Raw genomic sequence first — 13,803 nt, 5'->3', positions numbered from 1 at the left:
GAGCACCATGATGGTTGTTAAACCGTTATTAATCAAAGTAGGGAAAATCACCCTTACTGTTGGTCTTGGGATAATGCTTATCGCCTCTGTCGGCATGATCGCGTATTTCGTCCCCAATGAGGCCATGACCCCGCTTCCGTACACCTGGTATATGGTCGGGTTACGCCTAGTGGTTGTCGGTTATGTTTATTGTCAAACACAGCCTAAACACCGTCTTTGGGTACTGTGCATTGCATTACTCAGTGAGATTCATGTGTATTGGTTACACCGTCAGGCTGTGGAGGGATTATTATGGTAGTTAACGATTATTTTACGTTGTTTCTCACGCTACAAGCCTGGGTGATATCCAACAAAATTTATTACTTGTTATCGTCGGCCAATATTTTGGTCGTTCCCATGATACTCATCATTGTGCAATCGATGTTTGGGGCAATGGAAGAAGGTGAAGATGAAGGCAACAAAGGGTTATTGTCATTGAATCGCAGCGGGGTTGGCTTGTTACTCTCCTTTTCTGTTTATTTATTTGCCATGGCGCCGAACCAGTTTTTGAATTTAAAAACGTTGACGTATAACGATGTGCGAAGCCAGCAATGTGGAGTATTAGTCACCAAACCAGGGAATGATACAGACAGCAGTTGGGATAGCGCTTTTGAATCCCTTGGTGGTGAAAAGGCATTGGTGCCTGCTTGGTGGAAGCTGATACACAGCCTTTCAGTTGGCATTACAAATGCGTCCGTCAGTGCGATACCGTGTTCGTATGACATTACGCGCTCCAATTTAAAAATGAGTGAAGTCAGTATTCAATCCCCTGCTTTGCAGCAGGAAACCCAGCAGTTCTATCACCAGTGCTTTGCTCAGGCGCGAAGTGCCATGGTGTATAACACTTATCAAACATCTGCCGTCCGTGATGCCGATTTCAATCATGCTCAGTGGTTAGGTGATACCTACTTTTTATCCTCAAACCCGAATGCAACCAATACGGTCTATAGCGGTATTCAGGTGAGCGATCCGGTTCCTACCGTCCCTTACAAGGCCAGCCGGGATAAGGGGGTGAATGAAGCATTAGCCGACCGTTGGCGAGATAAACAGGTTGATACCAATGCTTATCCGATGTGTGATGAATGGTGGAGTCAATCCCGTTACGGCCTAAGAGGACGCTTAGCAACAGAAATCAAAAAAAACTCCCCGGGTATTTATCACGATGTCATGCAGCCGCAAGGGTGGTTTGATAATTTATGGGGTGGAAAGAAAACAGCCGAAGAGCGTGAAAATATGCTGATTCAGCGGGCACTCAGTATTGGCAATATACAAGCCAGCGGTCGTATTACTCGGGGCTATGGGGCAGTCCTTGATAAAACAGGGGATCGTTTTATGGCTGAAATCTGGGGCAGTGCCGTAGGCGGTGTGGGGCTTGAAATCGGTCGTGCATTCATGGAGCCTGCCTTTTTCATATTGCGAGAAGCATTGCCAATGTTTCAGGCATTGATGCTGAGCATGATGATCATGGCCAATCCGATTATCTTATTATTAGGGATGTACCAATGGCGCGTATTGGGCACGATGAGTGTCGCCTATTTCGGGCTTGTGTATTTTACCTTTTGGTGGGAATGGTGTCGTTCGCTTGAAAGTAAGCTGCTGACTGCGATGTATAGTGGTCATGACAATATCAACCCGATCACTGGAGCCATGAATCTGTTGGATTCTGAAATCATCCGCGTAGTGCTGGTCATTATGTATATTTTAGTGCCTGGTATTTGGTTAGCAATGCTCGGATTTGCGGGTTACCAGTTGACCAGCCTGTCGAGTAGCTTTAATGAAGGGTTAAATACACTTAAAACTTCGGTAGAAAAAAGCACTAATAATATAATGACTAAAATTAAGTAACTTAATCAAAATGACCATAACGATGACTGCTTTGATGTATATCTTCATGCATCTCAGCAGCTTTTTTTTGACCATTTAAGACACTAACTGCAAAATTTCTAATATGATCTGGTTCGCCTTTTTTCATGTTCTCTAGTTTGTTTTTTTGCATTTTATCTTCAGTAAAGGCCGTATGCCATTTTTTTAGAAATGTAATCATAATTTACTCCTTTAACCATTATAGTCATTCTATGATAAATTTAGAGAGTAAAATGAGATTACTCTCTCATTGAGACAAAGTGTGGAAACAATAGTAAATTCACATAAGGTGTTGAAAAACAACAAACTCACACTGTGAGCTGTTACGTATTTAAAAACGTTTTTAGCATATTATCAAGTTCTTTTTTCTGTTGTTCAGACAGTTTCTCTAAAATTATATTATAACCTTTGGGTGTTATTATTACTCTTGCACTTGATTGATTGATACCTTTAATTATTTTTGCTTTAGGTGACTTTTTTATCTCTTTATAACTATTAATCAGTTTAATCACATAGTCTAAATGTTTTTTATTTTTATCTCTTAAAGTGATGGCTACATTTTCATGCAGAACCTCATGATGTTCGTTAGCATGAATGATGATGTCATCTAGGTCGATATTTTGATTCTCGTTCAGTGCTTTTCTTAATTTATTAAATGCCGGTCGTCCTAACTCGGATGCCGCCGGAAAACTAAGTAGAAGTTCTTTCGAAATATCAAGTGCATTGATAGCATCATAAACAATTGAATCACTTTTTCTTAAATAGATTGCTAATTCTTTAGGATCTTTACAAACCCCCGCATCTAACATCTTTATCCATTGCATACCATGTTCATAAATTGAAATTTGCTTATGGGCATTACCAACAGTGCTTTGAAAATTAGCTTCTTCATCTGAAATATCATCATCTGTGACATAAATCAGAAAATCTTTCTTTGCAATTAAGCAGGATGCTCTTCGTCTTGAGCCATCAATAACAATAACGTTATTGTTAACGCGCTGACCAATGGCTGGAAACTGCTGACCATCAGTTTGCATTGTTTCCAATATATCAGATAAAGTTTCTTTATTTAAAAATGCCTGTTCGCGGGCATTACTTTCTAAGATAAGAGTTGATTTTTCTATATCATTATAAGGAATGGTAACAAGCTCGTATGAAACAGTTCTTGTTCCAAGTGGTAATTCAATAAATGGTGATTTACTTTCGAGTTTTTTTTGACGAATGTTATGTAAACGGTTAGCTTCGTCAATTTTTGATGTAGATACACCTTCAACAATTGTCTTTAATGAGCGATCTGGTCGTTTAGCCATTATTTTAACTCCTCTCTCCAAATCTGCTGAATTTGTGCTTCTAATGCAAAAATTAAAGTTCTGGTTGAATTCTGGATACTTTTAAGAGATGACCTGGTTGCATCATATTCTGATGCACTTTGATCAAAGATTGTATTTTGCTTTTCAGCACAATTTTTTATTGCTTCTGATTCAAGAAAATCAACGCTAAAACAATTGTTTGAGCTAGCAATACGTACCTTGCTGGCAATACTCGTCTGTGCGTTTGAATGGATATCGACAGCAGTAGGTAATACATTGACAGAGTCATATCCTTTATGACCCAATAACTGTATTACTTTGTATGCCTCTGTTAAAAAATCAAAATATTTACTTGTAGAGTCACGATCATTTTGAGATGGAAGAACTGGAACAATGAGACTATTAGCCACATAGTGTGCAGAAATTGTTAATGCGCCAAAATTAGGAGGTGTATCTAACATGATGACGTCAAAATCATCTGATACTGCATCAATAATCTTCTTTAAGTCTTCATAAACAATGAATTCTCTTCCTTTTTCTTCTTCATTATTCTGCTTTTTCTTTGAAACAACTTCGTAATTTCGATCACTTGGTCTGATTGGCATGACATGTAAGTCAGGAGTATTAGTTGGATAACATGTTGCTTTCGCAAGTTCCTCAAACGTTTCACCTTCATCTAACGCATAGTTCCCAATAAGAAGATCACCTACAGTAAAATCATCATCTGAAATATTGGGCTTAAGGTACATGGAAGCTGTCCCTTGAGGATCTAAATCAATAACCAACACTCGGTATCTTTTTTGTGTTTCAGTACATAATCCGGTACTAAATGTTGTAGTGACGGTTGTTTTACCTGTCCCCCCTTTTAAATTACTAATAGCAACAATAATTGCTTTATTAAAAGTGGTGCGAACCAATCTCTCATCAACAAACAAATGCTCTCTAATTTTTTCCACATCATTGATATCAATGCAAAATTTACGACCATCAGTAGAGTCGATAGAAAGATCATCAATTGTTTTAATCATTTGCCTATGATTAAGTTCTGTTGCATCACATGCTTCCCGCTGGTTGTATGTTCGAAAATACTTACCATTAGGTGCGTCGCCAACTGTAATTTTATTCCTATCTACTTTTAAAGATTTTTGAGAATCTTCAGCAAGTCTTTCAAATACCGCTAAGGTTTCTTCAGAATTCATGTGGCACCCCGTTGCAATGAAAATTACACTATGTTTTGTATTTATATTGCAAATAGTCTCAACCATTGCATAGTGGTTTGCAATGTTTTTTTGATGAAGTTCTAAAACTAAAAACACAAAACATCTAACCTATTGATTTTAAAGAAACTCACACTGTGAGCTAAAATAAAGAATACTTATTGATGTATTCTTTATTTAGCGTTAACCTAAAGGCTCTTTATAGTTACTCACTGACTTACAGTGTGAAGCACACGGCGTTTATGCCTTAAATGGCTCCATGAAACGTGTCGCGTTCAGTTTAGGCTGATTGGAGTGTCTTATACCCCCCGTTCTTCAAGAACGTCTATACCCCATCTGACTCATCAGAGTTAGGTATTAACTATCCACCCCGTAGGGAATTAATTTTCCTACATTGGGAGGATTGTTCCCTTTTCCTATTGGGAGCAATCCATGAAAAAAACCACCTCATCACTTTCTTTTAGTGCGTTGACACGTCCGTTGGATATCTCTGATAACCAGTTAATTGATGTGACTGAACAAGCTAGAAAAATTGGCTTTCTTTGTGGCTCAACCGCCATTACTCGCACTGTGTGGAAACAGGCCATTGATGTATCGAATGCCGTTGTTTCTCTTCGTCGAGACCAACTAACTGGACATATATTATCGTCTGCGGTTCGAGCGGCGCGTAAAGACCCACATAAAACCTGTGTTTCGTTTCAAATATGTAGATTGCCAACGGCAGATGACCCGTACCGTTATATCCATCGTACTATCACGCTATATGCAGTGATCAATGCAGGGGGTGATGGTAAAGGGGCACTGACCATCATGCTAGAAGAGGAGTTATAACCATGACTTTCTCAGGTTCTTGCCATGATGGTGACGTGTTCTGTTACGTCATTCAATGACAGACAACGATATGAGAGCCGAAATCATTAATGCGTTTAGTGCTGAAAAGTGAAAAACCATTAACCTACCCACAAGGGAGTTTCCCTTGTGGAGCTCCTTATACGTTGTATTAAGGAGTTGTTATGCCCCCTATCTACCAACCGCAATACCGTAAACTTCATGAGGTAGCAGAAGCCCCTGGTGAATACTATCAACTCATTGAACCTGTCACCCCCGATGAAATTTTGGAGATGGCAAGGCTCATTGCGGCGGATAAGTTGAAACCTGGTGTGACACTCGAATCACCTCAAGCGACAAGAGAAGCATTGGCAGCTTTACTTCAGGATATAGAACGCGAAGTCTTTGGTTGTGTATTTTTAGACAATCAACATCAGATCCGCAAGTTTGAAATCCTATTTACTGGCACTGTTAATAGCGCCAGTGTTTACCCACGCGAAGTCGTAAAGCGCGCTTTGTCGTATAACGCGACCGCTGTGATATTTACACATAACCACCCATCAGGGATTGCAGAGCCTAGCCAAGCAGACCGACAGATCACTCGCCGATTAACCGATGCGTTAGCATTGATTGATGTACGGGTGCTCGATCATTTTGTTATTGGCCATGGTGAAATCGTCTCTTTTGCTGAGCGTGGTTGGATTTAATATTCATTACCGGAAGGTGCTTCCGGTAGGAGGGCCTTCATTACATTTTCTAGAGGTCACTATGATTCAGGTTCCTGGACATTTAACCATTAAAACAGTGTCAGGTCGGTTTGGTGCATTCAATGTGGGCCATCTTAACCTAGAGATAGGTACATTTGCCGTTAAGGATGCGCTATTAGAAGAGTATTCCGAAGGGGTTTATCAAGGTATTTTTGCCATTAAGCGCATTTATGCGGGCAGTTATAATACCGGGAATCGTTTCATCATAGAAACGCGCGCCGAGCTGCAAAATCTCTGGCTCGACGGTGTTGATGAAAGGCCGGTTGAAGCAGAAGAACCCCTTGATATTGATCCGCTAGCCGAAGAACGAGAAGCACAGCAAAAGCTGGCCAATCAAGCACCGCTAAACAATACCATTGATACAACGGCTAACGGGCAGGAAGAAGAGCCCCCACTCAGCACGAATAATGATGATTCACTGGCTGCATTGTTTGGCGAGTTATGGCCATTAGGCAATATCGTCAAATTGAACCCTGAAATGGGTCGGGAAACCATGCGTGCTCAGGTTGAATACCTCAAACGCAAGGTAAACGGACATAAAGAATGGACATTCAAACCCCAGGATAAAATCTGGGTCAGGAATAACACATGACCGTTCTGCAATTGTCACTAAAAGCAGCGATACAACACGCCTAAAAAGTGCGTATATGCTGTATTCATTGACTTACCCATAGGGACCAACCTTATGGGCGGCCCCTTATTCATTTATAAAGGTGGCAAATATGGCCGTTATGCACCCCCGAGTCGCCCATAACTATCTCAAAGATGGTTATTACCCGACTGACAATGAGACCTTAATCGGGATCACTTACCTTATTCACGCCCGTAATGGGCACATGCGAGCACTTGACCCCTGCTGTGGAAGCGGAGATGCACTGCAATTACTTTGCAAGCATATCTCACCAGCAATCATACGCTACGGTATTGAACTTGATGTCGACCGTGCACAAGCGGCAAAACAGCAGCTTGATCAAGTATTGAATGTTAATACATTTGATTGCCGAGTAGGTTTAAACAGTCAGAGTTTACTTTTTCTTAATCCGCCTTACGGTGATGTTGTCACTGATGTATTAGGTAAAGCGGAAAAGGGGATGAACCGACTAGAAGTGCAATTTACTCGTCGCTGTCTGGGGATGCTCAGACGTGAAGGCATATTGGCTCTGGTCATACCGGCGCCCAGTTTAACCAAGGCGTTCAGTGGCTGGCTTGTTAGAAACGTAGGCTGTATTCAAGTCTATAAGGCAGCAACTGACCGTTTCAAGCAAGTGGTTATCATGGGTGTTCGTCGCGATATGAGCGGTGAATTAAATCGGTTGCACCGAGAAAAGAACCGGGCTCTGTTAACGGCAGTAGGAGCGGGTGATTATAAACCTTATCCATTACCCACGTTGGCGGTTGAAGATCCCTATACCTTACCGGTTGTCCCTCGTTCACCTTTTCGGTTTGAGGTTGTTCAACCCGATAAGGCGTTATTGTCTGAGGTGTTTGCTCAACATAACGGTTTATGGCATCGCTTTGATAGTCTGTTTACTCAGGCAAGTCACCGTGATTTTCCTAGACCGTTGAGAAAGCTCTCTCCCTGGCATTTGTCATTGGCCCTGGCGGCGGGACAAATATCAGGCTTGGTCACCAGTAACGACGGTCAGCGCCATTTGCTCGTGAAAGGCGGGACGAAAAAAGTACAACGTTCCACGACCACAGTGAATGAGACTGGCACGGTGACGACGAAGATTGACCAATTTGTACCGACTATTCGCGCAATAGACATTACCGCTGGACCACATTTTGGCGACATTATCGCGATCCAATAACATTACCCATTAGGGGCTCACAGTGCCCCGCGTCATGGGGCTTCTTTTACGCTTAAGAGGTTCTTATGAATTCAACCCCACTCATCACATTAAGTGATGGACTTTATATCGATGCATTTGTTGTTGATGACCATGACGAGGTGATTTTCTTGTCTTTATGGGGTAGGGATGGCGACATGCAGCATTTTTTTGCCGCATTAACCTTGCCTATCACCCAAGGCGGTTTTCGTGAAAAAGCCGTTACGTTACCGAATGGTACGACGCAGCTATTAAGCTTTAACCGCATCAAAGACTTAAAAAAATTGACGACACGCCTACCCAAGTACACGCAAGTCGGTGAATGGGTTCAGACCTGGTTGACCTTACCGGCACTGATGAAAACGCAGTATGGCAGTCAAGACGCTTGGTTACTGAGTCAGCAACCCCTTCATTGGGATGATTTGTGGCCCGTCGTTAAGCACCTTTGTCATTTACCGTTACTCGATACTTGGAAGTCACCCTTAGCATTCATGCTAGGAAAAGCACCCTTTATCACATCACTGAATGCGTGGGGCATTCATGCCTACAGGCTGAGTTATGAGCCTGAAGATATTGAATCCTTAATTTCTGATGCAGTAAAGCACCACACCTTATCACTTTCTGACTTGCTGTAATTTGCAAGCCTTTCACTACCCGCCCAGAGCATGCTGTTTACACAGCATGACGGGCTTTTTTTTACCTGGAGAAAAGCATGACTGATGCAGTAATGTTAAATACTGAAGCACTTCAAGATGATACTGATGCAGTGTCAGACAAGAATATGATTGCCTTGAGTGATTTCGTTAATGACTTTGGTGACAGTTTGCTGGCACGTGTCGAGCAAGCGCATCCAGCACGATACCAAACACCTGACTTTGAACGTGACATGGTAATGCACAGTTTGAAGCGCCCTCCGTTTGACGCGCAAGCCGAAGCGGTACAGGCTGTTTCAGCGTTGCTCATCGATGACAATGCCCCTGCTGCTATTATTAATGCAGAAATGGGGACTGGCAAAACGATGATGGCCATCGCCGCAACGGCGGTTATGTATGCAGAACGCAAGGCTAATCGCATATTGGTACTGTCGCCCCCGCACCTGGTCTATAAGTGGCGGCGTGAAATCATGGATACCGTTGATAATGCCCGCGTCTGGGTTTTGAATGGCCCTGATACATTAATGTCATTATTAAAAATCCGTGAAATGGCCGTACCGCATGAGGGGCCTGAATATTTCATTTTAGGACGAGTCAGAATGCGAATGGGTTATCACTGGAAACCCGCTTTTAAGGTGAAGCGAGTACGGTCAATTATCAATGGCGATGAGCAGGTCCCCATTTATGGTCTGACCCGTCAGGTAGTTTGCCCTGATTGTTATAGTGATATTAACGATGAGGAAGGCTACCCCTATACACCGGCTAACTTTCCTAAAGAGACACAAGTTAAGTGTGGTTCTTGCCACACACCACTATGGACACTGTACCGTAAACGTCACGATGGTTCGTTAAGCGGAACGGTAAAACGTGCTCTGATGAGTTTACCCACAATTGGTAAAGTGACGGCTGAACGCTTAGTGACCACCTTTGGTGAAGCTGACATGGTGCAAGCCCTCACCGATAACATTTATGAGTTGGTCAACTTACTCGATAAGGACGGTGAATTTGTCTTTAACGACCGACAATCTGAACGTATTGAACGCAAGCTGGCAAAAACACAGTTTGCTTTCGGGCAGGGGGATTATCAGGCCAGTGAGTTTATTAAACGTTACTTACCAAACGGTTTCTTTGACTTGATGGTCATTGATGAAGCCCATGAGTATAAAAACGGCGGCTCTGCCCAGGGACAAGCGATGCAAGTGCTGGCGTCCTGCTGCAAACAGACCTTATTACTCACTGGCACCTTGATGGGTGGCTATGCCGAAGATTTGTTTTATCTGCTTTGGCGCTGTATGCCCAACATTATGATGGCGGATGGTTACACCTATCACAATGGACGACTAGGCAGTGCGGCGATGGCCTTTTCACAAGAACACGGAATTATCAAAGAGATAATGAAAGTGTCTGATGAGGAGAATCACAAAACAGCGAAAGGTAAAAACATACGTGTTAGCCAAACCCGAGCCCCAGGCTTTGGTCCGTTAGGTGTCGCACGGTATGTTTTACCTTATACCGTCTTCCTCAAACTCAACGATATCGGGGACGGTATTTTACCCGCTTACGATGAATATTTTGAAGGCGTCGACATGACCGAAGCGATGAGTGAGCACTATGCATCAATGGAAGTCGCACTCGTTGAGCGTTTACGCAAAGCGTTAGTCTGTGGTGATACCACCTTATTGGGTGTTGTCATGAACGTACTGCTGGCATGGCCTGATTGCTGTTTTCGACCTGAAAATGTTGTACACCCACGATCGCGGGAAACCTTAGCTTTTGTGCCCTCATTATTTGATGAAGATACGCTGACACCCAAAGAGACCAAATTGGTAGCGATGGTGAAGGCAAACAAAGCGAAAGGGCGTAGAACACTGGTCTACACCGCTTACACGGGCAAGCGTGATACGGCCTCCAGGTTGAAAAACCTGATGCAGCAACATGGTATCAAGGTTGCCGTCATGCGTTCGTCAGTAAAAACGGAAGATCGTGAAGACTGGATACTGGAGCAAGTGGATAGGGGAGTGGACACCATTGTCTGTAACCCTGAACTGGTTAAGACAGGACTCGATTTACTCGAATTCCCGTCCATTATCTTCATGCAAACCGGTTACAACGTGTATACATTAATGCAGGCATCACGCCGTAGCTGGCGTATTGGTCAACAAGACGATGTAGACGTGACCTTTTTAGGTTACAACAATACCGCCCAAATGGCTTGTCTAGAGCTGATGGCCAAGAAGATAGCGGTCACACAGTCAACCAGTGGTGATATGCCGGATAACGGCTTAGACGCACTAAACTCAGATGGCGACAGTGTGGAAGTGGCATTAGCCAAAACCCTATTGGCCGCTTAAACATCATTAACCTCCACCCAAGGGAATAGCCTCCCTGGTGGGGCTATTCCTTTTTATGAGGAATAAATAATGAAAAATCAATGTGAGATACAATCAAAGCAAATGGTGGCCACTGAAATTGCTCAGTATCACTTTTATTTAACTCAAGCTGTATTAGAAAATATCCCTGATGATGAAGATGGCATTGGCGATGTATTCGGTTATGGTGAAGATACGCTTGTTTATGCGTTATTTCGTTTATCAACGGCCTGGTATTACTATGATGAAGTTCGTTATAAGGAGAATAGCCGCCCTGACGATATCACCGTGCTATATGCATTTCCTGAATATATTGCATTGCAATTCTGGGCTTATATTAAAGCGCAAATTAATGATAAAGCAGTAGAGATTCAGCTCCCTGACACCCCAAGTTTTATAGACTTGGTTAAACGAATCTATGATGGTGAGCATACGAGTCGATAACACTGATGATATAAAAGGGACAACGTGCTCATTGCACGTTGTCCTTTTTTATTCTGACTTTTAACAAGGCTGTAGTGAATACGTTTCAGTTGTAAGCGTCCGGTGAACCACACCTAACAAATAGAATTCATTACTCGTAATATTGCGCTCTTTCATTCAACGAGAACGTAATGATGCCAAAAGGTAAAAAAAGAACACCAGAGCAATGGCTGGCTTTATTTGAAGAACATCAGTCTAGCGGTCTTAGTGCCGCTGAGTTTTGTCGGCGCAATGATATTCACCCAAAAACATTCAGTGCGCATAAAGCACCCTGGAATAAAGAAAATAAGGCTTCTACTTTCGTGAAAGTAGAAGCACAAACACCGCGACAACGACCAAGCACTGAATCAGCGCTATCACCTATCCAACTTTCTATTGGGCAATTACAGTTAACACTGCCTGCTAATACTGAGCCCCATTGGCTTGGGTTGCTATTAAAGGGCTATCAGTCATGAATGCTTTTTCTGATATCAAATCAGTTTACCTCCATCGTGATTTTGTTGATTTTCGCAAGGCCATTAATGGTCTTGTTGTTATTGTCGAGCAGGAAATGCAATTATCACCATTTGATGATGCACTGTTCATTTTCTGTAATAAATCCCGCGACAAACTGAAAATATTATACTGGGATAGAACGGGGTTTGCTCTTTGGTATAAACGACTCGATGAAGACAGGTTTAAATGGCCACGGCATATTAATCGTGACACGTTACCATTATCAGAGCAGCAACTGACGTTGCTACTGCAAGGTTTTGATGTCATGGGGCATAAATCTGTACATTATCAAACAACGTTATAAAGACGAGTGATATTCTACGCAAAGCAGAATAAAAACAATCGCTTGTTCATATTCCGACCTTATAATCATGGCCATGAATGATGATACGATACGCCTCCCAAACACTATCGATGAGCTGAAAGCACTTGTGCTTCAGCTTGAAGCCCGTCATCAGGACGATAAAAACAGATACCATCAGTTACTTGAGCAGTTTCGGCTGGCCCAACATAATCGTTTTGGTAAAAGTAGTGAATCACAACCCGCTCAGCTTGACCTTTTTAATGAGATTGAAGAGGAAATGGTGACAGAAAGTGCGGAAGAAGATGAGCAAACCATCAGCTATACACGTAAAAAGCCAATCCGCCAGCGCTTACCCGATGATTTACCTCGCACTATCATTATTCACGATATTGAAGATAAAACCTGTGATTGCTGTGGTCATGAGTTACATGAAATGGGCAGAGATATCAGTGAGAAGCTAGAATTTATTCCTGCGAAAGTCGAAGTCACCCAACATGTCCGCCCTAAATATTCCTGTCGTCACTGCGACACTCAAGGAACCTCCGTTTCCATAAAGCAAGCCCCTGTGCCAGCGTCGCCAATCCCTAAAGGGATTGCGACCTCAAGCCTATTAGCACAAATCATTACTGCCAAATTTCAATACAGTCTTCCTCTTTATCGTCAGGAAACCTTATTTCAACAATGGGGTATAGCCATCGGCCGACGCACGATGGCAGATTGGTTAATAAAGTGTGCGGCTCTCTTTTCACCGCTGTATGACGAGTTACGCCGCATAATGTTGGAGCAACCCGCTTTACATTGCGATGAAACCACGGTGAAGGTGTTGGATGTTGAAAAATCGACGTGTTATATGTGGGTCTATTGTTCAGGTAGTGATACACCAGGCACAGATACCCTTCCGGGTATCGTGCTGTATGATTATCAGCCAAGTCGGCATGGCTATCACCCTGTCAACTTTTTACAAGGTTATTCAGGCTACTTACATACGGATGGGTATAAAGGGTATGAGCAAACCCATACTGTTCTCGTTGGGTGCTGGGCTCATGCCCGACGGCGGTTTATTGATGCACAGCGTATTCAGGTCAAAGGTAAAAAAGGAAGGGCAGACTTAGCGGTCAGTCACATTCAAAAGCTTTATCGCATTGAAGCGTTGCTCACTGGTGAGTCCGCTCAGAAAAAGTATGCTGTCAGGCAGGAAGATGCTCGACCTTTGCTTAAAGAATTTCGAGAATGGCTGGATAATGCAGCGACTCGCGTTTCGCCCAAAACAAAGTTGGGTGAAGCTATCAGCTACACGTTGAATCAGTGGGAAAAATTGATTCGTTATATCGACGATGGATTATTATCTATAGATAATAATCGAGCAGAGCGCGCGGTAAAACCCTTTGTTATAGGTCGAAAGAATTGGTTATTTTCGGCGTCAACGTCAGGTGCACGATCAAGTGCGATGCTTTATAGCATCATAGAAACCGCGAAGGCTAACGGCTTAGTTCCTTATGATTACATTGCGCATTGTTTAGATCATTTATGTAGAAATCCCGATGATATTGAGCCTATTTTACCCTGGAATGTGAAACTCAACGTGTAGTTCCCCGCACGCTTACTTTCAGTTGGCGTAGTATTCGTTATTATTCACTGTATGAAAC

At 42.7% G+C, this 13,803-nt stretch carries 14 protein-coding genes and 1 pseudogene; 12 read left to right on the top strand and 3 right to left on the bottom strand.

Features of this window, described 5'->3' with window-relative positions; genetic code table 11:
• Positions 1-7 precede the first annotated feature (7 nt).
• Together C9J12_RS21120 and C9J12_RS21115 are read left to right on the top strand one after the other, a co-directional pair.
• Positions 8-298, top strand: coding sequence for a hypothetical protein (locus C9J12_RS21120; protein ID WP_146150097.1), 291 nt, complete (start codon positions 8-10; stop codon positions 296-298).
• Positions 292-1,884, top strand: a complete 1,593-nt coding sequence (locus C9J12_RS21115; RefSeq protein WP_107244502.1) for a conjugal transfer protein TraG N-terminal domain-containing protein — start codon at positions 292-294, stop codon at positions 1,882-1,884. The genes C9J12_RS21120 and C9J12_RS21115 overlap by 7 nt, the downstream gene beginning before the upstream one ends.
• A gap of 1 nt (position 1,885) precedes the next feature.
• Here the strand turns inward: C9J12_RS21115 and C9J12_RS21110 are convergent, their stop codons facing one another.
• From C9J12_RS21110 to C9J12_RS21100, 3 genes are all read right to left on the bottom strand, one after another.
• On the bottom strand, positions 1,886-2,083 hold the full coding sequence (locus tag C9J12_RS21110; protein ID WP_107244501.1) for a hypothetical protein: 198 nt from the start codon (positions 2,081-2,083) through the stop codon (positions 1,886-1,888).
• Between the two features lie 142 nt (positions 2,084-2,225).
• Positions 2,226-3,212, bottom strand: coding sequence for a ParB/RepB/Spo0J family partition protein (locus tag C9J12_RS21105; protein ID WP_107244500.1), 987 nt, complete (start codon positions 3,210-3,212; stop codon positions 2,226-2,228).
• Positions 3,212-4,411 carry a ParA family protein gene (locus C9J12_RS21100; RefSeq protein ID WP_170111836.1) on the bottom strand — a complete coding sequence of 400 codons (1,200 nt, stop codon included), beginning with the start codon at positions 4,409-4,411 and terminating at the stop codon, positions 3,212-3,214. The genes C9J12_RS21105 and C9J12_RS21100 overlap by 1 nt, the downstream gene beginning before the upstream one ends.
• A gap of 450 nt (positions 4,412-4,861) precedes the next feature.
• Between C9J12_RS21100 and C9J12_RS21095 the strand changes: the two genes are divergently transcribed.
• The 10 genes and pseudogenes from C9J12_RS21095 to tnpC all read left to right on the top strand — a co-directional run bounded on the left by C9J12_RS21095 (position 4,862) and on the right by tnpC (position 13,745).
• A complete protein-coding gene (locus C9J12_RS21095; protein ID WP_107244498.1) occupies positions 4,862-5,260 on the top strand; it encodes a DUF6573 family protein in 399 nt (132 codons plus the stop codon).
• Positions 5,261-5,541: 281 nt separating this feature from the next.
• Positions 5,542-5,964, top strand: a pseudogene (gene radC / locus C9J12_RS21090) (RadC family protein); the annotation flags it as partial.
• A gap of 61 nt (positions 5,965-6,025) precedes the next feature.
• Positions 6,026-6,616: a DUF3275 family protein gene (locus tag C9J12_RS21085; protein ID WP_107244496.1), complete on the top strand. Its 591-nt coding sequence runs from the start codon at positions 6,026-6,028 to the stop codon at positions 6,614-6,616.
• 130 nt (positions 6,617-6,746) lie between these two features.
• Positions 6,747-7,835 carry a DUF6094 domain-containing protein gene (locus tag C9J12_RS21080; protein ID WP_107244495.1) on the top strand — a complete coding sequence of 363 codons (1,089 nt, stop codon included), beginning with the start codon at positions 6,747-6,749 and terminating at the stop codon, positions 7,833-7,835.
• A gap of 65 nt (positions 7,836-7,900) precedes the next feature.
• The gene (locus tag C9J12_RS21075) at positions 7,901-8,488 is read left to right on the top strand and encodes a hypothetical protein (protein WP_107244494.1); all 588 of its coding nucleotides are present in this window, start codon (positions 7,901-7,903) and stop codon (positions 8,486-8,488) included.
• 77 nt (positions 8,489-8,565) lie between these two features.
• Positions 8,566-10,857 carry a DEAD/DEAH box helicase family protein gene (locus tag C9J12_RS21070; RefSeq protein WP_107244493.1) on the top strand — a complete coding sequence of 764 codons (2,292 nt, stop codon included), beginning with the start codon at positions 8,566-8,568 and terminating at the stop codon, positions 10,855-10,857.
• A gap of 69 nt (positions 10,858-10,926) precedes the next feature.
• Positions 10,927-11,319, top strand: a complete 393-nt coding sequence (locus tag C9J12_RS21065) for a hypothetical protein (protein ID WP_107244492.1) — start codon at positions 10,927-10,929, stop codon at positions 11,317-11,319.
• A 170-nt stretch (positions 11,320-11,489) separates the two neighbouring features.
• Positions 11,490-11,813, top strand: a complete 324-nt coding sequence (gene tnpA, locus C9J12_RS21060; RefSeq protein ID WP_227876425.1) for an IS66 family insertion sequence element accessory protein TnpA — start codon at positions 11,490-11,492, stop codon at positions 11,811-11,813.
• Positions 11,810-12,157: an IS66 family insertion sequence element accessory protein TnpB gene (gene tnpB, locus C9J12_RS21055; protein WP_107244491.1), complete on the top strand. Its 348-nt coding sequence runs from the start codon at positions 11,810-11,812 to the stop codon at positions 12,155-12,157. The genes tnpA and tnpB overlap by 4 nt, the downstream gene beginning before the upstream one ends.
• A 73-nt stretch (positions 12,158-12,230) precedes the next feature.
• The gene (gene tnpC / locus C9J12_RS21050) at positions 12,231-13,745 is read left to right on the top strand and encodes an IS66 family transposase (RefSeq protein ID WP_107244490.1); all 1,515 of its coding nucleotides are present in this window, start codon (positions 12,231-12,233) and stop codon (positions 13,743-13,745) included.
• Positions 13,746-13,803 lie beyond the last annotated feature (58 nt).

Source organism: Photobacterium frigidiphilum, from assembly GCF_003025615.1.
GTDB lineage: Bacteria > Pseudomonadota > Gammaproteobacteria > Enterobacterales > Vibrionaceae > Photobacterium > Photobacterium frigidiphilum.
The sequence above is the reverse complement of the archived record's forward strand: the minus strand, read 5'-3'. Positions and strand labels throughout refer to the sequence as shown.

Excerpts from the sequence above, each read along its gene's own strand:
- tnpA (WP_227876425.1), top strand. The coding sequence starts at position 11,490 with ATGATGCCAAAAGGTAAAAAAAGAACACCAGAGCAATGGCTGGCTTTA.
- C9J12_RS21085 (WP_107244496.1), top strand. The coding sequence starts at position 6,026 with ATGATTCAGGTTCCTGGACATTTAACCATTAAAACAGTGTCAGGTCGG.
- C9J12_RS21075 (WP_107244494.1), top strand. The coding sequence starts at position 7,901 with ATGAATTCAACCCCACTCATCACATTAAGTGATGGACTTTATATCGAT.
- tnpC (WP_107244490.1), top strand. The coding sequence starts at position 12,231 with ATGAATGATGATACGATACGCCTCCCAAACACTATCGATGAGCTGAAA.
- C9J12_RS21100 (WP_170111836.1), bottom strand. The coding sequence starts at position 4,411 with ATGAATTCTGAAGAAACCTTAGCGGTATTTGAAAGACTTGCTGAAGAT.
- C9J12_RS21065 (WP_107244492.1), top strand. The coding sequence starts at position 10,927 with ATGAAAAATCAATGTGAGATACAATCAAAGCAAATGGTGGCCACTGAA.
- C9J12_RS21105 (WP_107244500.1), bottom strand. The coding sequence starts at position 3,212 with ATGGCTAAACGACCAGATCGCTCATTAAAGACAATTGTTGAAGGTGTA.
- C9J12_RS21115 (WP_107244502.1), top strand. The coding sequence starts at position 292 with ATGGTAGTTAACGATTATTTTACGTTGTTTCTCACGCTACAAGCCTGG.
- C9J12_RS21070 (WP_107244493.1), top strand. The coding sequence starts at position 8,566 with ATGACTGATGCAGTAATGTTAAATACTGAAGCACTTCAAGATGATACT.
- C9J12_RS21120 (WP_146150097.1), top strand. The coding sequence starts at position 8 with ATGATGGTTGTTAAACCGTTATTAATCAAAGTAGGGAAAATCACCCTT.
- tnpB (WP_107244491.1), top strand. The coding sequence starts at position 11,810 with ATGAATGCTTTTTCTGATATCAAATCAGTTTACCTCCATCGTGATTTT.
- C9J12_RS21080 (WP_107244495.1), top strand. The coding sequence starts at position 6,747 with ATGGCCGTTATGCACCCCCGAGTCGCCCATAACTATCTCAAAGATGGT.
- C9J12_RS21110 (WP_107244501.1), bottom strand. The coding sequence starts at position 2,083 with ATGATTACATTTCTAAAAAAATGGCATACGGCCTTTACTGAAGATAAA.
- C9J12_RS21095 (WP_107244498.1), top strand. The coding sequence starts at position 4,862 with ATGAAAAAAACCACCTCATCACTTTCTTTTAGTGCGTTGACACGTCCG.